The organism is Pseudorhodobacter wandonensis (assembly GCF_001202035.1).
GTDB classification, from domain to species: Bacteria; Pseudomonadota; Alphaproteobacteria; order Rhodobacterales; family Rhodobacteraceae; genus Pseudorhodobacter; species Pseudorhodobacter wandonensis.
In genome coordinates, this window is the sequence record NZ_LGHT01000026.1 from 138,033 (window position 1) to 155,598 (window position 17,566).

Annotated in this window: 17 protein-coding genes; 9 read left to right on the top strand and 8 right to left on the bottom strand. The window is 57.7% G+C overall.

What is annotated here, in order from left to right:
- Positions 1-118: 118 nt before the first annotated feature.
- From AKU79_RS07185 to AKU79_RS07205, 5 genes are all read left to right on the top strand, one after another.
- The gene (locus AKU79_RS07185; RefSeq protein ID WP_050522911.1) at positions 119-754 is read left to right on the top strand and encodes a glutathione S-transferase family protein; all 636 of its coding nucleotides are present in this window, start codon (positions 119-121) and stop codon (positions 752-754) included.
- A 74-nt stretch (positions 755-828) separates the two neighbouring features.
- Positions 829-2,040, top strand: a complete 1,212-nt coding sequence (locus tag AKU79_RS07190) for an acetyl-CoA C-acetyltransferase (RefSeq protein WP_050523077.1) — start codon at positions 829-831, stop codon at positions 2,038-2,040.
- A 20-nt stretch (positions 2,041-2,060) separates the two neighbouring features.
- The gene (locus AKU79_RS07195; protein WP_050522912.1) at positions 2,061-2,531 is read left to right on the top strand and encodes a cupin domain-containing protein; all 471 of its coding nucleotides are present in this window, start codon (positions 2,061-2,063) and stop codon (positions 2,529-2,531) included.
- Between the two features lie 37 nt (positions 2,532-2,568).
- Positions 2,569-2,841: a hypothetical protein gene (locus AKU79_RS07200; RefSeq protein ID WP_156209541.1), complete on the top strand. Its 273-nt coding sequence runs from the start codon at positions 2,569-2,571 to the stop codon at positions 2,839-2,841.
- Positions 2,838-5,039 carry an FAD-dependent oxidoreductase gene (locus tag AKU79_RS07205; protein ID WP_050522914.1) on the top strand — a complete coding sequence of 734 codons (2,202 nt, stop codon included), beginning with the start codon at positions 2,838-2,840 and terminating at the stop codon, positions 5,037-5,039. Before AKU79_RS07200 ends, AKU79_RS07205 begins: the two co-directional genes overlap by 4 nt.
- Before the next feature lie 166 nt (positions 5,040-5,205).
- Here AKU79_RS07205 and AKU79_RS07210 read toward each other — a convergent pair whose 3' ends face one another.
- From AKU79_RS07210 to proC, 3 genes are read right to left on the bottom strand one after another with little or no spacing between them, the layout of a single operon-like run.
- Complete coding sequence (locus AKU79_RS07210) at positions 5,206-6,159, bottom strand: 2-hydroxyacid dehydrogenase (protein WP_050522915.1); 954 nt, start codon at positions 6,157-6,159, stop codon at positions 5,206-5,208.
- Entirely contained in the window at positions 6,156-6,488 is a 333-nt protein-coding gene (locus AKU79_RS07215) for a tRNA-binding protein (RefSeq protein WP_050522916.1), read from the bottom strand. Before AKU79_RS07215 ends, AKU79_RS07210 begins: the two co-directional genes overlap by 4 nt.
- A complete protein-coding gene (gene proC, locus AKU79_RS07220; protein ID WP_050522917.1) occupies positions 6,485-7,288 on the bottom strand; it encodes a pyrroline-5-carboxylate reductase in 804 nt (267 codons plus the stop codon). The genes AKU79_RS07215 and proC overlap by 4 nt, the downstream gene beginning before the upstream one ends.
- Before the next feature lie 150 nt (positions 7,289-7,438).
- On the opposite strand from proC, the gene AKU79_RS07225 reads away from it, so the two are divergent.
- On the top strand, positions 7,439-8,467 hold the full coding sequence (locus AKU79_RS07225) for an NADP-dependent oxidoreductase (RefSeq protein ID WP_050522918.1): 1,029 nt from the start codon (positions 7,439-7,441) through the stop codon (positions 8,465-8,467).
- A gap of 194 nt (positions 8,468-8,661) precedes the next feature.
- Here AKU79_RS07225 and AKU79_RS07230 read toward each other — a convergent pair whose 3' ends face one another.
- Entirely contained in the window at positions 8,662-9,387 is a 726-nt protein-coding gene (locus AKU79_RS07230; RefSeq protein ID WP_156209543.1) for a hypothetical protein, read from the bottom strand.
- A gap of 177 nt (positions 9,388-9,564) precedes the next feature.
- Entirely contained in the window at positions 9,565-10,065 is a 501-nt protein-coding gene (locus tag AKU79_RS07235; protein ID WP_050522920.1) for a type III secretion system chaperone family protein, read from the bottom strand.
- Between the two features lie 366 nt (positions 10,066-10,431).
- Between AKU79_RS07235 and AKU79_RS07240 the strand changes: the two genes are divergently transcribed.
- Positions 10,432-11,436 carry a LacI family DNA-binding transcriptional regulator gene (locus AKU79_RS07240; RefSeq protein WP_050522921.1) on the top strand — a complete coding sequence of 335 codons (1,005 nt, stop codon included), beginning with the start codon at positions 10,432-10,434 and terminating at the stop codon, positions 11,434-11,436.
- On the opposite strand, the gene AKU79_RS07245 is transcribed toward AKU79_RS07240, so the two are convergent.
- The 3 genes from AKU79_RS07245 to AKU79_RS07255 are packed head-to-tail and all read right to left on the bottom strand — an operon-like array spanning position 11,433 to position 14,586.
- Positions 11,433-12,566: a Gfo/Idh/MocA family protein gene (locus AKU79_RS07245; RefSeq protein ID WP_050522922.1), complete on the bottom strand. Its 1,134-nt coding sequence runs from the start codon at positions 12,564-12,566 to the stop codon at positions 11,433-11,435. The two genes, AKU79_RS07240 and AKU79_RS07245, sit on opposite strands and share 4 nt — an antisense overlap.
- A gap of 12 nt (positions 12,567-12,578) precedes the next feature.
- Positions 12,579-13,469: a sugar phosphate isomerase/epimerase family protein gene (locus tag AKU79_RS07250; protein ID WP_050523078.1), complete on the bottom strand. Its 891-nt coding sequence runs from the start codon at positions 13,467-13,469 to the stop codon at positions 12,579-12,581.
- A gap of 19 nt (positions 13,470-13,488) precedes the next feature.
- A complete protein-coding gene (locus tag AKU79_RS07255) occupies positions 13,489-14,586 on the bottom strand; it encodes a Gfo/Idh/MocA family protein (RefSeq protein WP_050523079.1) in 1,098 nt (365 codons plus the stop codon).
- Positions 14,587-14,716: 130 nt separating this feature from the next.
- Between AKU79_RS07255 and iolD the strand changes: the two genes are divergently transcribed.
- Positions 14,717-16,582, top strand: coding sequence for a 3D-(3,5/4)-trihydroxycyclohexane-1,2-dione acylhydrolase (decyclizing) (gene iolD, locus AKU79_RS07260; protein ID WP_050522923.1), 1,866 nt, complete (start codon positions 14,717-14,719; stop codon positions 16,580-16,582).
- The gene (gene iolC / locus AKU79_RS07265; RefSeq protein ID WP_050522924.1) at positions 16,582-17,562 is read left to right on the top strand and encodes a 5-dehydro-2-deoxygluconokinase; all 981 of its coding nucleotides are present in this window, start codon (positions 16,582-16,584) and stop codon (positions 17,560-17,562) included. Before iolD ends, iolC begins: the two co-directional genes overlap by 1 nt.
- Positions 17,563-17,566 lie beyond the last annotated feature (4 nt).

Genomic DNA, 17,566 nt, shown 5'->3' on the forward strand with positions numbered 1-17,566 from the left:
GCAAAGACAACGCTACTTTGCCATGGTTAACATATCGTTATTCATCTTGGCGCAAATACCTCACGGGGGGGAGGGGGTGTGAAACCCCCGTCCGTCCCATCAAAAGGAGACCGAACTGATGTCTACGAAACTCTATTGTTTTGGCGAAAGCGGTAATGCCTATAAGGCGGCCCTGGCGCTTACCTTTGCCGATATGGAATGGGAACCGGTTTACGTTGATTTCTTCAATGGCGAAGCGCGCGGCCCGGCTTATCGTGCGATCAATGAAATGGGCGAAGTGCCCATTTTGGTCGATGGCGATGTTACCCTTTCGCAATCTGGGGTCATCCTCGATTACATCAGCTCCAAAACCGGCAAGCTCGGGGGGCGGTCTGCGGCCGAGCGGCGCGAAGTATTGCGCTGGATGTTTTGGGACAATCACAAACTTTCGGGCGTGGCAGGCACGACGCGTTTTCTGATGAACTTTCTGCCAGCCGATAAGCGGCCTGAGGCCGTGATCGCGTTCAACCAAGGCCGGCTAAAGGCTGCCTATACCATTCTGAACGATCACCTGGCCAAATCCGATTGGATCGTCGGCGATCAAGTCACCATCGCTGACCTGTCATGCTGTGGCTATCTGTTTTACCAAGAACCGTTTGGATTTATTCGAACCGACTGGCCAAATATCGACCGCTGGCTTGGCCAAATCTCGGATTTGCCCGGTTGGAAACACCCATATGATTTGATGCCCGGCAATCCGTCTGACCGCGCCTGATCTTGATCACCCCGAAACTGCTGCGGCCCCCAAACAAATTCGGCCCAAATATTCAACGACCCGGAGAGACCCAAATGACCGAAGCCTATATCTATGACGCCGTCCGTTCACCCCGTGGCAAGGGCCGCGCCGACGGGAGCCTGCACGAAGTGACCTCGGTCGCGCTATCGGCCAAGGTTCTGAACGCAGTAAAAATGCGCAACGGGCTCGATGGCCACGCGGTTGAAGACGTGATCTGGGGCAATGTGACCCAAGTGGGCGAACAGGGCGGCTGCCTGGCGCGGTCGGCCGTTCTGGCGTCGGATCTGGATGAAAGCATCCCCGGCCTTGCGATCAACCGGTTTTGCGCCAGCGGGATGGAGGCGGTGAATCTTGCCGCCAACCAAATTCGCGGGGGTGCCGGCATGGGGTATATCGCCGGCGGCGTAGAAATGATGGGCCGCGTGGCAATGGGCAGTGATGGGGCTGCGATTGCCGTAGACCCTAGCCTTGCGATGAAAACTTATTTCGTGCCGCAGGGTATTTCGGCTGATATTATCGCTACAGAATACGGCTTTACCCGCGACATGGCCGATGCGCTGGCAGTAGAAAGCCAGCGGCGCGCCGCAAAGGCCTGGGCCGAAAACCGCTTTGCCAAATCGGTGATTGAGATCAAGGACCAGAACGGCCTGACCATTCTGGACCGTGACGAGTACATGCGCCCCGGTACAGATATGCAAAGCCTTGGCGGGCTAAAGCCTGCGTTCAAGGATATGGGCGAGGTGATGCCTGGTTTCGACAAAATCGCGATGATGAAATACCCGCATCTGGCACAGATCAACCATATCCACCACGCGGGTAATTCCAGCGGCATCGTCGATGGCGCGGCGGCTGTGTTGATTGGCAACAAGGAATTCGGCGAGCGTTTCGGGCTTAAGCCCCGTGCGCGCATTCGGGCCACGGCAAAAATCGGCACGGACCCGACGATCATGCTAACCGGCCCCGTACCTGTGACCCAAAAAATTCTTGCCGATCATGGGATGACCATTTCAGACATCGATTTGTTTGAAGTGAACGAAGCCTTTGCTTCGGTCGTGTTGCGGTTCCAACAGGCGTTCAATGTCGATCCGGGTTTGGTCAACGTCAATGGCGGCTCTATTGCCATGGGCCACCCGCTGGGGGCCACCGGCGCGATCATCATTGGCACGCTGCTGGATGAGCTGGAGCGGAGCGACAAAGAGGTCGGCCTTGCCACCCTTTGCATCGCGTCAGGCATGGGCGCGGCCACGATTATCGAACGGGTTTAACGCCAGAGGGGGGCATCAAGATGCCAAAACTTGATCTGTCCAAAGTGCCGGTCAAAACCGGTTCGATCTATCCCGAACCCTATGCCAGTGAAATGGCAGGGCGATCCAGCCTGCGTTTGGGCGATGCAGGCGGCTTAACGCAATTCGGCGCCAATCTGGTGATTTTGGCGCCGGGGGCGAAATCAAGCCTGCGTCACTGGCACCAACACGAAGATGAGTTCGTGATGGTCACTATGGGCGCCTGTACGCTGGTGCAGGATGCGGGCGAAACGGTGATGGTTGCAGGTGATTGCGCGGCATTCCCAGCGGGCAGTACCGATGGGCATCATTTCATCAACCACACCGGCACCGAGGCAAGGTTCTTGGTTGTCGGCACCAAGGCACGGCATGAGGTGGCGACCTATAGCGATGTTGACATGGTGGTCCACCTCGACAAAGGCACTGCGCGGTTTACCCACAAGGATGGCACGGATTGGACGGGCCCGAAATGACCCGACCAACCCCCATCTGGCCACAGAGTTTTTGCACATGCCAAAAGTGATTGTGTCGCCCCTAACCCTTGAGACTGCCTATGCGCACCCGATCCTGGGTGGTGGCCTTGGCCCCTTTGCGCATGCTGCGCTGGGTGATCCGGCCAGCCCCGCAATGCCAAAGGCGTCGATGAACGCAGTTTGGCGGAAATGCAGTCCTGACAGCGCCCCACGCGCCGCCTTGATCACCAATGTGCTCGCATATTTGCGCCGCCCCGATTTTGTGCCCGGCGCCACAGACAATTCACTAATAAAAGGACCAATCACATGAGCGACTTTACCTATGCCCTGGACGCGGACGGCGTGGCGACCATCACTTGGGACACCGTCGGCAAATCAATGAACGTGATGTCGCAAGAGGCATTCTTGCTGTTGAACGGCTTTGTCGATGACGCGCTGGCGGATGGCGCTGTAAAAGGCATCATCATCACCAGTGCAAAAAAGGATTTTGCAGGTGGGATGGATTTGAACGTCATCGCCAAAATGAAAGAAGATGGCGGCGAGAACCCTGCGAAATCGGTATTTGACGGCGTGATGGGTATGCATGCCATTTTGCGCAAGATCGAACGCGCAGGCATGGACCCGAAAACCCTGAAAGGTGGTAAACCGATTGTCGCCGCGCTGCCCGGCACTGCGCTGGGGATCGGGTTGGAAATTCCTTTGGCCTGCCACCGCATCATTGCCGCCGATAACCCAAAGGCCAAAATCGGCCTGCCCGAAATCATGGTCGGCATTTTTCCAGGGGCTGGTGGCACAACGCGGCTTGTGCGCAAGATGGGCGCGATGATGGCGGCACCATTCCTGCTGGAAGGCAAGCTGTCAGACCCGAAAGCGGCCCAAAACGCAGGCATTATCGATGAGGTGGTCGCCCCCGAAGATCTGCTGGCCCGCGCCAAGGAATGGGTGCTGGGCGCCAAGGATGCCGATATTGTAAAGCCGTGGGATGCCAAAGGCTATAAAATGCCAGGTGGCGCGCCCTATCATCCAGCGGGTTTCATGACCTTTGTCGGCGCCTCGGCAATGGTGCACAGCAAGACGATGGGGGTCTACCCTGCCGCCAAGGCGTTGCTTTCAGCGGTGTATGAGGGCGCGATGGTGCCGTTTGACACTGCGCTGAAGATCGAGGCGCGGTGGTTTACCTCGGTGCTGATGAACCCGTCGTCCAGCGCTATGATCCGCAGCCTGTTCATCAACAAAGAGGCGCTGGAAAAAGGCGCTGTGCGGCCAGCGCTGCCCGACCAAACCGTTAAAAAACTTGGCGTTATTGGCGCAGGTATGATGGGAGCGGGCATTGCCTATGTCTCGGCCAATGCGGGCATTGAAGTGGTGCTGATTGACGCAAAGCAAGAGGCTGCTGACCACGGCAAGGCCTATTCGGCGGGCATTCTGGACAAGGGCATCAGCCGCAAAAAGGTGACAGAAGAGAAAAAGGCCGAAGTGCTTGCCCGTATCACCGCCACCACTGACTATGCAGCCCTTGCTGGCTGTGATCTGATTGTCGAGGCGGTATTTGAGGATATGGGTGTCAAAGCCGAGGTGACGAAAAAGGTCGAGGCGGTCGTTGGCCCCGACTGCATTTTCGCGACCAATACCTCGACCCTGCCGATCACCGATCTGGCCCATGCCAGCACGCGGCCCGAGCAGTTTATCGGCATCCATTTTTTCTCACCGGTTGATAAAATGCTGCTGGTTGAAGTTATTCGCGGCAAGGCCACGGGTGACCGCGCTGTTGCCAAAGCGCTTGATTTCATTCGGGCAATTCGCAAGACGCCGATTGTGGTTAATGATGCGCGCTTCTTTTACGCCAACCGTTGCATCATCCCCTACATCAACGAAGGCATCCGCATGGTTGCCGAAGGGGTTGAGCCGGTGTTGATTGAAAACGCTGCAAAACTTGTGGGGATGCCGTTGGGGCCGTTGCAACTGGTTGATGAAACCTCGATCGATTTGGGTGTAAAGATTGCCAAAGCAACACGTCTTGCGATGGGCGATGCCTATCCCGATGGCGCTGTGGATGCCGTGTTGTTTGCGATGGCCGACCAAGGGCGTTTGGGCAAGAAATCGAATGCTGGTTTCTATAGCTATGATGATAAAGGCAAACGCACAGGGCTTTGGGACGGCTTGGAAACCGCCTATCCCGTGGCGAAGGACCAGCCAGAGTTGGCGCAGGTGCAGCACCGCCTGTTGATGGCGCAAGTACTGGAAGCGGTGCGCGCGCTGGAGGATGGCGTGCTTATGGACATCCGCGAAGGCGATGTTGGGGCCATTCTGGGCTGGGGCTTTGCGCCTTGGTCAGGGGGGCCGCTGTCTTGGTTGGATATGATCGGCGCGCCCCGCGCAGTCGAGATTTGTGATACGCTGACGGCCGAGTTTGGTAGCCGTTTCAAGGCCCCTGCCCTGCTGCGCGACATGGCGGCCAAGGGCGACGGCTTTTACAGCCGCTTTGCGCCGCAGAAGAAGGTGGCCTGAAAAGCAGCATCGCCAGAGCGATGGGCGGCCCCCATGCAGGGGGCGCGCCGCGATCGGGGGCATTGAACCCCCAATCGCGGCGGGGGCGCAATATCCTGTCATGACAGTTCGGCCCAAAGGTCGGTGCCTTCGGCGAGGATATTTGGGCCGAACAGAAAGACTTGAGTTAGACGAGATTTGGCAAGGGCTTGCCTTCGAAAAAGGCATGCAGATTGGCGACGGCCATCAGCCCCATCTCTTCGCGCACCGCGAGGGCGGCGGTGCCGAGATGCGGCAGCAGGGTTACGTTTTCCATGGCAATCATAGCGGCGGAGACTGATGGTTCATGTTCATAGACATCGAGGCCAGCGCCCGCGATCTGGCCATTTTGCAAAGCTGCAACCAGCGCATTTTCATCGACAATATTGCCGCGCGCAATGTTAATCAGGATTGCATGCGGCTGCATTTTTGCCAGAGCTGCAGAATCGATCAGATGGTGCGTATCTGTACCACCGGGCACCGCGATGACCACGAAATCGGCATCAAGGGCCTGCGTAAAATCAACCTGCTCGGTCGGCACACCCGGGTTGAGGACCGGTGAGCGGTTAAAGAAGCGCACTGGCATGTCAAAACCGAAATGCGCGCGTTTTGCGATTGCCTTGCCGATGCGGCCCATGCCGATGATGCCAAGGGCTTTTCCGGTCATATGTGTGCCGAGCAGTTGTGTCGGGTGCCAGCCTTGCCATTCGCCTGCACGGACCATCCGTTCGCCTTCACCTGCACGACGGGCAGTCATCAGCATCAATGTCAGGGCGATATCGGCGGTGGCATCGGTGACGGCACCGGGGGTATTGGTGACGTGGATACCCGCCGTTTTGGCGGCCGCAACGTCGATATGGTTATAGCCGACGCCGAAATTGGCCAGCAAACGGCAACGCGCGCCGTGGCTTTGGGCAAAGACCTCAGCCGTAAAAGGGTCACCCAGCGTGGGCAGCACGGCGTCATACTGGTGCAGGCAGTCAATGCAGGCTTGCGGTGACATTGGTGTGGTATCTTCGCGGATGGTCAGCGAGAAATGGCGGATCGCCTCGGCAATCACTTTGTCGGGCAATGGGCGCGTGATGTAGACTTCGGGTTTCAAAACAGTTTTCCTCCTAGCGGGACATCATGGCCGGGGCCGATCAGGACAACTTCGCCGGCCGCATCAGGCACGCCCAGCACCAGCACCTCGGACATGACTTTGCCGATCTGGCGCGGTGGAAAATTGACAACAGCCAACACTTGCCGCCCGACCAAGGTTTCGGGGGTGTAATGCGCGGTGATTTGCGCCGAGGAACGTTTTTCGCCAAGATCACCGCCGAAATCGACCCAAAGCTTATAGGCGGGTTTGCGCGCCTCGGGGAAAGGTTCGGCGCGGGTAATGATACCAACGCGAATATCGACGGCCGCAAAATCATCATAGCTGATCATTTGCCCAACTCCTTGCTGCGGTCACACGCTGCGGTGACTGTGCGGGTCATCAGGTCGGGCAATTCGGCCATCAGCACGGCCAGCCCTGCCGCGGTTGTGCCGTTCGGCGAGGTGACATTGACGCGCAATTGTGCTGCCGTTTCAGGGGCTTGATGGGCCAGCTCACCCGCGCCGCAGACGGTGGCCCTTGCCAGTTTCATCGCCAGATCGGGGGCAAGGCCCACGGTCTCGCCTGCCTGCGCCATTGCCTCAATCATGTGGAACACATAGGCGGGGCCAGAGCCGGAAAGGCCGGTGACCGCATCCATCTGATGCTCGCCTTCCAGCCGCACCACCTGCCCGACCGCGCCCAGCAAGGCCTCGGCCAGTTGCATATGCGCCTCGGTCGCGGCCGCGTTGCCACAGGTGGCGGTGATCCCGCGCGACACGGCGGCGGGGGTGTTGGGCATAGCGCGAACAACTGGCGTTTGCGCGCCCAAAACTTGCTCATAAAAGCTGATCGGCGTGCCCGCCGCCACCGATACAAACAGCGTGCTGCCATTGCCGAATGCCTTTAGCGAGGGCAATGCCTCGGCCATCATTTGCGGCTTAACCGCGACCAGAACAATCGCGGGGCTGGCGGGCAGGGCCACGTTCAGATTAACCCCCTGCGCCTTTAGCCAGTCGCTTGGATACGGGTCACTCACCCAAACACTTTGTGCGGATATTCCCGTTTCCAGCCAGCCTTGCAGCATTGCCGAGCCCATTTTGCCGCAGCCCAGCAGCACCAGCCCGCGCGCGTTGATTTCATCCAAATTCATAAGACCCCCTGCGATTTTGTCCGAGGTTAGCGTGTAAAATCAAAAAGCTGAATCACTTTCTTTTGCACGGCGGCGATTGCTTGCCCCCCCTGTATCCCACCGCAAAAACCGCCTAAGCTGGGCCAAATACATAATGCCAAAGGACGCCCCATGCCGCAAAATGACCAGATCAACCGCCGCGTCGTACTTGCCCAACGCCCAAAGGGCGCGCCGGATGCCAATACCCTGCGGCTAGAGGAAGCGGCCATTCCGACACCCGGGCCGGGGCAAATGCTGTTAAGGTCCGTGTTTTTGTCGCTTGATCCCTATATGCGCGGACGGATGAACGATGCGAAATCCTATGCCGCGCCGGTCGCGATCGGCGGCGTAATGACGGGACAAGTGGTGGCCGGGGTGGTGCTGTCAAACCTTGATGCCTTTGCGCCAGGTGATTTCGTTTTGGCAGGCAGTGGTTGGCAGGATTACGCATTGTCGGATGGGGTCGAGGTGCTGAACCTTGGGCCTTCACCCGCGCGGCCATCGTGGTCGCTGGGGATCATGGGGATGCCGGGCTATACCGCCTATGCGGGCCTGCTGAAAATTGGCGAGCCTAAGCCGGGGGAAACGGTGGTTGTGGCTGCCGCCTCGGGGCCAGTTGGTGCGACCGTAGGGCAGATTGCGCGGCTGAAAGGCTGCCGCGTGGTGGGCATTGCGGGCGGCGCGGAAAAATGCGCGCATGTGGTGGATGTGCTGGGCTTTGACGCCTGCATCGACCACAAAGCCCCCGATTTTGCCGAGCAGCTGCGCGCCGCCTGCCCCGACGGGATTGATGTGTATTTTGAAAACGTGGGCGGCAAGGTGCTTTATGCTGTTCTGCCTTTGCTGAACGCCTTTGCGCGTATGCCCGTCTGCGGCGTCGTGTCGTGGTACAACCTGCCCGGCCTGCCCGAAGGCCCCGATATGGGGCCGGTAATCATGGGCACAATTCTGCGGATGAAGGTAAAGATCCAAGGTTTCATCATCTTCGACAGCTTTCCCCGCAGCCTCTATGCCGAGTTTGTGCGCGACATGACCGCGTGGCTGGACGCAGGCGAGATGCACTATACCGAAGAGGTGATCGACGGCTTGGAAAACGCCGCCGAAGGGCTTTACGGCCTGCTGGAGGGGCGAAGCTTTGGCAAGCGGGTGGTGCGGGTTTAAGGGGGCGGGATTGGATGCACAAATCCGTTCCCCAAAGGGGTGGTTTTTGGAACGTCGTGCGGATGCGAAGAATGGCTACAGCAATGCGCGGGTATCAAAGATTGCAAAATCGCTTGGCAGACGTCCTTGTGGCATGCGTCGGGCGTTACTCATCAGGGATATCAGCGGCTGTTTCTCCGCAACATCGGTGGCAATTACTCTACAGGCCCTAGTGGTGGAAACGCATCGAGCCACCCATTGCCTTCAACGACAATACCAGTGGCTTTTAATTCTGCAATAAACTTACGGTTTTTCCTGATTTCCTTGTCTTCTTGGTAGTTCCCTTCCCAACATGAATTACCTGCGAGACATTGTATCAGAAGTACCAAATAGCGCTTTATGACTGAAGCGGTGTAGTGAACACTGGCAAGATATCCATCTGAAATCTTCACAGCCTCGCGGGTCCAAGTCATTTTTTCTTTTTTTACAAATCGTTCAAAAGTCCATGTGATGCGATCAGGCGTGGATTCAGAAAAACACATTGATCCATGAGCAACTATAGACCTTACTTCGTAAAGTTCGTCTAACTGGTACTGAAGCCATAAAAGGTTGAGCTCTCCGGTCTGGAAAATTGGAAATTGCCTTAGCTTCGGGACGTTAGCCACAGCGTTGATAAGGAAATCCGTTTTTTCCTTGAAATGTCTTGGAAACCGTTTGGAAAGATTGAAAGATAAATCACGATCCGTTTCGTGCATTTTAAATACGAAATCATCGTGAGCGAACTCAAGATTTGAAAGCGCAATTAATGTCTTGCCTAGTGCGCCGTATTCTCCAGAATTTATGATAAAACCAGTTGGATCAGGATGGTAAATCAACGGCGCTTCCCAAATATCTGTTTCTGGTAGACAGGGTGATTTACCGAGAGCCCGTTGGCAACCCACTCGTTCGAAAAGCACTTGATCTGAACGTCAGTAAAGTCCGGCCTTCATTCGGAAACGCCCCAAAACGCTCTTTTTTGGCGCAGCGCAAAAAGCCCCGCCTTCCGTCACCAATAACCCCATTCAAAAACCAAAGCCGTTTTTGCATGTTTTCGGCATGTCTTGGCCCGCTGCATGCCCTTAGGCCCGGCCATAAGCCTCGGCAATTGCGACTTTCATCGCGGCTTCGGGGGTGTGGTCGGCCCATGTAACCAGTTGGAACGCGGGGTAGAAGCGTTCGGCGGCCATCACGGCGCTGGAAATCAGGCGGTCGATCTGGTCGGGGCCGGCCACTTGGCCACCGGCTAGGCACAAGCCATAGCGCCAGACCATCAGCTTTTGGTCGCCCCACCATGTGAACGCGCCTGTCCAGACCATGTCATTGCAGCGGTTCATCACATCATACAGCTCGGGGACGCGGCCTTCGGGGGGCTCCATTTCAAACGTGCAGATCAGGCGCAAGGTTTCATCCTGCGCCGACCATGCCAGCGTTAGTGAATAGGTGCGCCACTGCCCCTCAACCGCCATCGCGATCTGGTCATCAGTTACGCGATCAAACTCCCACGCATGGTGCTCGGCCAGTGTTTCGACGATGTCGATCGGGTGGACATCCTCGGCCATATAATCTTCTGCAAATGCCATGCTCAGCCTCGTATTCTTAATACCCCGTGCAGCCGTGCCCATGACAGGAATGGCGGCCACAAGAAGATGGGTGTTTGGCAATAACCAGCGTTTCGCCAACAGGCCTCTTACTAGATATAGTGTTGGAAGAACGAAACCCTGTAAAGGATTTTTTGGCAATTCTTCTGTGGACAAGTCAGAATTGATGACCTGCACGCCGCGATCTCAAGTGATTTGCACCAAGGCCTTGCAGAATTGGGCCAAAAAACTGAACCGGCTTGCGGAAAGCCACGCCATAATCGGCTTTGCCACCGCTTGCAAGGCACTGGCGAAAATGGTCTTGTAGGGTCGAAATGACGCCCTTGGCGCATCACAAAGGGCTTGGCAATGGCGGCAACGTTAAAAGATGTGGCGATCAAGGCGGGTGTCTCAACCTCGGCCGTTTCCCGAACCTTTACCGATGGGGCCTCAGTCTCAAAAAGGATGCGCCAAAAGGTCGAGGCAGCGGCGGCCGAGCTGGGCTATAGCCCGAACTTTCTGGCCCGCAGCCTGACCACGCGGCGCACGCAGTTGATCGGGCTGGTCAGCAACAACTTTCACAACCCTATCTTTTTGCAAGTGTTCGATCTGTTCACTCGCGGCTTGCAAGATAGCGGCCTGCGCCCCTTGTTGGTGAACCTGAGCGATGAGACCGCGCCGGGAAAGTCTCTGCAAATGTTGCAGCAATATTCTGTCGATGGCGCGATCGTGGCTTCATCCACCTTGCCGCCGGTGTTTTCCAAGGCATTTCGCGAACAAGGCTTGCCTGTTGTTCATACGTTTGGTCGCTATACCAGCGACCCGGATGTGCATGTGGTCGGCATTGATAACGTCGAGGCCGGGCGGATGGCTGCGCGGGAATTGGTCCTGCGCGGGTATCACCGGGTCGCGTTTTTGGGCGGACCGCAGGCGGCGACATCAACGATTGACCGCCTGAAAGGCTTTGCCGAAGAACTGAGCCTGCACCCTACCATTCAGGTTCACCACAGCTTTGCCGAGGCATATTCCTTTAACGCGGGCCGCGCCGAAATGCAGCGCTTGCTAAAACTTGGCCCTGCCGAGGCGTATTTTTGCGGCGATGACGTTCTCTCTATCGGTGCACTTAGTGCGGTTTCCGATGCGGGGCTAAATGTGCCAGAAGATATTGGGATCATTGGCCTGAATGACATGGAAATGGCGGGCTGGCAGAACATCAACCTGACCACCATCCAGCAACCGATCAAGCCGATTGTCAAAGCTTCGGTTGAATTGATGGTCCGGCTGTTGGCCGAGCCGGACCGCTACCCCGAGGCACGGCTATTTCCGTGTCGGGTGATCGAGCGGGGCACATTGCGGCCCCGCCCCACAGTTTAGCGAAACATCGGTGGGCGCGCATCCATCCACTCGCCATGTTTCTTAGCCGAGGCCACAGCCGTATGCACCGCCACCATTGACCGCAGCCCATCCGGCGCAGTTGGCAGGCCGTCCCGCACCTCACCGCGAATGGCATCGGCCAAATCGCAGTAGATGTTTGCCACCGCCAGCGGGAAGCCTTCGGGGTGGGCAATCGACACGCGGCTAAGGCGCTGTGCATCGGCATGCAGACCGCCCTCACCCTTTTCAATGATCTGCGTGCGACCGTTTACGGGCGTATAGATCAGCTGGTTTGGCTGTTCAGATGCCCAGCGCAAACCACCGGTTTCGCCAAAGACCTGAATATCAAACCCGTGCTGCCGCCCGATTGCGACAGAAGACGTCCAAAGACGCCCCACAGTGCCGCCTGCCATGCGGAAGTTGACCATCGCGTCATCTTCCAACACGCGGCTGGAAATGGTCGAGGCGAAATCGGCCGACAGTTTTTCAACCTGATCGTCGCAGATAAAGCTGGCCATATGCAGCGCGTGGATACCGCAATCGGCAAACTGTCCCGACACACCTGCCATCGCCGGATCATAGCGCCAGCGCACGCGCGGGTTGTCGGCATTGGTCGCGTCGCCGTGGTGGCCGTGGCTAAAGTTGGTGACCACAAGGCGGATCTTGCCCAACTCGCCCGCCCGCACCATGGCACGGGCTTGCCGCACCATCGGATAGGCCGAATAGCAGTAGTTTACGGCGCAGATCTTGCCCGTGGCCTTCGCCACTTTTACGATTTCTTCGCCTTGCTCGACTGTCATTGTCATCGGCTTTTCGCACAGCACGTTGAAACCGGCCTCAAGGAAAGCCTTGGTGATTTCAAAATGCGTGGCGTTTGGCGTGGCAACCGTGACCAGATCGCAGCGGTCGGCGCGGCCCTTTTCGCCTGCCAGCATTTCCTGCCAATCGCCATAGGCACGGTCGGCGGCAATGCCCAGACGCTGGGCATATTCGCGGCCTTCAGCTGCGCGGTGATCCAACGCCCCTGCCGCAAATTCAAAATGCCCGTCAGCCAATGCGCCAAGGCGGTGTGCCGGCCCGATTTGGCTGCCTTCTCCGCCACCAATCATGCCCCATTTCAGTTTTGCCATGATCGTATCTCCTTAGAAACCAATAGATTGCAGGTATTCGCGGTTCGCGCGGGCGTCTTCCATCGGGGTGCCGGGCTTGGACGGGTCGCAGTCTTGTTCAACCGTGCACCAGCCCGAAAACCCTGCATCCAGCAAACGCTGACGCACGGCGGGGAAATCAACGTCACCTTTGCCAAGGTTGCAGAAAATCCCCTGCCCGCAAGCCTTGTAGAAATCGGTGCGGTTGGCGACGACATCGGCTTTGACCACAGGGTCGATGTCTTTGAAATGCATGTAGGAAATGCGGTTGATATGGTGGTCCATAAATGCCACCGGATCAAAACCCGCATAGGAGTGGTGGCCAGTATCAAAGCAGATTTTCAGAATCTTTTCGTCCACCTCATCCAGCAAACGCTCCAGCTCTAGCTCAAAGTCCATAAAGCCTGCGGCATGGGCGTGAATGCCCACGGTCAGGCCATATTCCTCGGCACCCAGCTTGGCGATCGTGGCAATGCGGTCACGAAACGCGGTCCATTCAACCTTATCCATCTGCTCGGCCTCGGTCGCGCGGCCAGCGGTGGGCGCACGGCGGGGCGAGATAGAGTCGATCAGCACCAGATGCTGCGCGCCATGCGCCACCAGCGCCTTGCAGGTGCGCACGGATGCGTCCATCACCTCATCCCATTTTGCCGCATCATGGAACGGGCGAAACACCACGCCGCCGATGATTTCCAGATCACGTTCGGCCAAAGCAGGGGCCAGAATGGCCGGATCTTCGGGCATATAGCCGATAGGGCCAAGCTCGATGCCTTTGTACCCTGCGCCTGCGCATTGGTCCAACACCGACTGCCATGTCGGATAGGATGGGTCGCTGGCAAATTCGATACCCCAAGAGCAGGGCGCATTTCCGATTTTGATTGTCATTTCAGTGCCTTTCGCAAAATCAATAGGCGGCAACATCGACCCATGCTTTCGCACGGGACGAGGCAAGCGCCGCGGTCACAACTTGGGTCACGTCAAGGCCATCTTGAAACGTCGGCCAGACGGGAGTTTTGGTTTCAATCGCGCGCAGAAAATCCCGCGCCTCGATGATAATTTGGTCTTGATAGCCGGTGCCATGGCCGGGGCCTTGGCAAAACGGCAGGTAATCGGGATGCGCAGGGCCGGTCAGGATTTTGCGAAAGCCGCGCGTGGCTTCGGGTTCATCCATGCTATACAGCCAGATCGCATTCTGATCCTCTTGATCAAACTTGATCGCGCCTTTTGTGCCGGTGATTTCATAGGCATAGCCCATTTTCCGGCCATGGCTGATACGGCTGAAATACATCTGCCCCATCGCGCCATTGGCAAAGCGACACATCATTTGCGCGTGGTCATCATTGGTCACTTTACCACCGGGGCGGGTGGCGTGGACGGTTTCCACCTCGGCGATCAGGCTGGCAACCGGCCCGATCAGCGCCAAGGCGGCGTTAATCATATGCGGGGCCAGATCGCCCATCGTGCCATTGGCATCATCCAGCGTGCGCCATGTGGCGGGCGCATTCGGGTCGGCCATGAAATCTTCGGTATGTTCACCGCGAAACCACGTCACATCGCCAATCGCGCCATCGGCCACCAATTTGCGCGCAAACTGGCTGGCAGGGGTGCGGATATAGTTAAACCCCACCATAGAAATCTGGCCAGCCGAGGCCGCAACCATCGCGCGGCTATCCTCAATCGACGCGCCCAGTGGCTTTTCACAAAACACAGGTTTGTTCAGCGCAAAGGCTGCCAAAGCAATCTCACGATGGGTTTCCTGCGGCGAGGCAATCACAATCGCCTCAACCTTTGGGTCATTCACCAGCACCCGCCAATCGGCTGTTGCGCGAGCAAAGCCAAAGGCCACACGGTAGCGTTCTGCACTGGCATCTGAATTGGCGCAGACCATTTCCAGCTTTGGGCGCAGGCCTGTGTTGAACACTGCGCCCACCGCCGACATTGCGACGGCATGGGCCTTACCCATATAGCCACCGCCAATGACTCCTATTCCAATATCTGCCATACTGCCCTCCCAAGTGCCGATCTGAAGCTTCATCGCAAATATGATTTGCAACCGGTTGCAAAATTAGTATCCTTGGATTAAGAGTCGCGCAAGCGTCATTGTTGCCACACACCACCGAAAGTCAAAAACCATGCCAGACACCACCCTTAAATTGACCGTGGCACAAGCCATCATCAAATATCTGGAAAACCAGTTTATTCAGATCGATGGTCACGAATGGCGGCTCTGCGGTGGCGGGTTTGGTATTTTCGGCCACGGGAATGTGACCTGCCTGGGCGAGGCGCTGTATGATGCGCGCGACACGTTGCCGCTGTACCGTGGCCAGAATGAACAAAGCATGGGTTTTGCCGCCGCCGCCTATTCCAAGCAATGGCTGCGCCAGCGCTTTATGTTTTGTACCGCCAGCGCAGGGCCCGGCACCGCCAACCTGCTGACAAGTGCGGCACTGGCCCATGCCAACCGCTTGCCGATGCTGATGCTCTGCGGTGACACCTATGTCACCCGCCTGCCCGACCCGGTGCTGCAACAGCTGGAACATTTCGGCAATCCGTCGCTTGGCGTGAATGACGCGTTCAAACCCGTGACGCGGTTCTGGGATCGCATCACCCACCCGGCGCAGATCTTGCAATCCTTGCCTGCGGCACTTGCGACCATGCTCGACCCTACCGATTGCGGGCCTGCCTTTATCGGCCTGCCGCAGGATGTCCAGGGCTGGACCTTTGATTACCCCACCGGTTTCTTTGCCAAGCGGGTGCACCGTATCCGCCGCCAAGCCCCAGATGTGGCCGAGGTCGCAGATGCCGTGGCCCTGCTGATATCCGCCAAGCGCCCGATGATTATCGCAGGTGGCGGCATTCAATATTCTGGCGCCGTGGCTGAACTGACAGAGTTTGCAACGGCACATAACATCCCCGTGGTCGAAACCATCGCCGGCCGCGCGAATATGCTGCAAGACCACCCGCTGAACATCGGGCCGGTGGGTGTGACAGGCTCCGACAGCGCCAACGCGATTGCCGAGCGTGCCGATGTAATCCTTGCCGTCGGCACGCGATTGCAAGATTTCACCACGGGTTCGTGGACTGCCTTTGCCAAGGACGCGCAGATCATTGGCCTGAACGTGGGCCGCCATGATGCGATGAAGCATCTTTCCTTGCCGGTTGTTGGCGATGCCAAGCTGGGGTTTGCGGCATTGTCGGCCGCTATGGGCGGGCACAAAGGCGCCGCCGATTGGGTGGGTTTTGCGCAGGCCGAGCGCGCGAAATGGGTGGGTTACACCAATGAGATTACCAAGGCGGGCAATGGCCCGAATTCCTATGCCCAAGTGATCCGCGTGGTGAATGAGCTTTGCGACCCGCGCGACCGAGTGGTCGCCGCCGCAGGTGGTTTGCCCGCCGAAGTCACCGCGCATTGGCAGACCAAAGACATCGGCACCGTCGATGTAGAATTTGGATTTTCCTGCATGGGGTACGAGATTGCGGGCGGTTGGGGCGCTAGAATTGCACAATTCGAACGTGAGCCGGAACAAGACACCATCGTCTTCACTGGCGACGGCAGCTATTTGCTGATGAACTCGGACATCTATTCCTCGGTGTTGACAGGGCGCAAACTGATTGTCTGCGTGCTGGATAACGGTGGCTTTGCCGTGATCAACAAACTGCAAAACAACACCGGCAACGAAAGCTTCAACAACCTGATCGCCGATTGCCCCACTGTGCCTGCGCCCTTTGCCGTCGATTTCGCGGCACATGCGGCCTCAATGGGGGCCAATGCCGAAACCGTATCAAACCCCGCCGAATTTGCCGAGGCGTTCAAGCGTGCCAAAACAGCCGATAAAACCAGCGTCATCGTGATGCAGGTCGATGCCTATAATGGCTGGACGACCCAAGGCCACACTTGGTGGGAGGTTGGCACACCCCATATCACCCAGAACCCCAAAGTCGCCGCCAAGCATACCGAGGTAGAATCGGCCCGCGCCAAGCAAAGAAAGGGCGTGTGATGGATGTGATCGCAGGCATCGCCAAGAACCGCTTTGTCGTCGTGGGCCGCGTGGGGATGGATCTGTTCCCCGCCCCCGGCGCAGCAGTGGAAACCGCCGACCAGTTTACCGCCGATATGGGCGGCTCGTCGGCCAATATTGCAGCGGGGATTGTAAAGCTCGGTGGCCAGGCTGCCCTTGTGACCCGCGTGTCGGATGATGCTGTGGGGCGGTTTTGCGTGAACAAACTGCATCACTATGGCATAGACACCACTTACGTGACCCCAGTGGGTGGCGAGGCACGCAATTCGCTCGCGCTTTACGAAAGCCGAGTGCAGGGCCACCAATCCGTGATCTACCGCAACGGCGCCGCTGATTTTGAGATGACGGTCGCAGATGTTGAGGCTGTTGATTACAGCCAGTTCGGGGCCTTGGTCACTGCTGGCACGGTCTTTGCGGCTGAACCCTCTCGGACGGCTGCATTTCGCGCATTTGAACTTGCCCGCGCGGCCGGCCTTCCGATCATCTTTGACGTCGATTACCGCCCTTACAGCTGGCCCTCGGCGCAAGTTGCGGCCGATGTTCTGTCGCGCGCTGGCGCCATGTCGGACGTGATCATCGGCAATGATGATGAATTCGGCTTTATGGCGGGGGCCAAGGACAAAGGTCTTGCCAAAGCCCGCGATCTGGCCACGACGAGCGCCACGATTGTGGTCTATAAAATGGGCGAGCATGGCGCGATTACCTTCGCAGACGGGCAAGAAATCCGCACAGGCATCTACCCCGTTACCGCCCTAAAACCCACTGGCGCCGGTGATAGTTTCATGGCCGGTCTGCTTTCCGGCATTGCCGCCGGGGCTGACTTGCAAGCTGCGGTATTGCGCGGTTCGGCCTGTGCAGCCATTGTGGTGGCCAAACCGGGCTGCGCCCCAGCGATGCCTTTTCCTGATGACCTAGCAACATTCCTGGCGGCCCATCCCGGCCCGACCACCCCAGCCTAAAGGA